The 467-nt window shown below is 51.8% G+C and carries 2 tRNA genes and 1 rRNA gene; all 3 read left to right on the top strand.

Annotation, left to right across the window (positions count from 1 at the left end):
• A 16S ribosomal RNA gene (locus EVJ22_RS15275) occupies positions 1-82 on the top strand; the annotation flags it as partial.
• 76 nt (positions 83-158) lie between these two features.
• Positions 159-235, top strand: a tRNA-Ile gene (locus EVJ22_RS15280).
• 23 nt (positions 236-258) lie between these two features.
• Positions 259-331: transfer RNA gene (locus tag EVJ22_RS15285), tRNA-Ala, on the top strand.
• The last annotated feature ends 136 nt before the right edge of the window (positions 332-467 follow it).

The raw sequence follows: 467 nt of genomic DNA on the forward strand, positions 1-467 counted from the left end.
GCCGCCGAAGGTGGGACAGATGATTGGGGTGAAGTCGTAACAAGGTAGCCGTATCGGAAGGTGCGGCTGGATCACCTCCTTTCTAAGGAAAATGCCCATGTGGCATTGCCCATCGTTCAGTTTTGAGAGACCAAATCTCTCGACAAATCAAATTATGAGGGCCTATAGCTCAGCTGGTTAGAGCGCACGCCTGATAAGCGTGAGGTCGGTGGTTCGAGTCCACTTAGGCCCACCATTTTTTTGAGAATTCCCTTATATGGGGCCTTAGCTCAGCTGGGAGAGCGCCTGCCTTGCACGCAGGAGGTCAGCGGTTCGATCCCGCTAGGCTCCACTTTGTTCCTTGAAAACTGAAGATTCATCAAGACATCAAACCAAGAACAATATGCATGGTCCGTTCGGACCGTGTGTCTTAGAGACGCTAGATCAAGGTAGAAAGGGCGTACGGTGGATGCCTTGGCACTAGGAGC

Source organism: Exiguobacterium sp. SH0S7, assembly GCF_004337195.1.
Lineage (GTDB): Bacteria > Bacillota > Bacilli > Exiguobacteriales > Exiguobacteriaceae > Exiguobacterium > Exiguobacterium aurantiacum_A.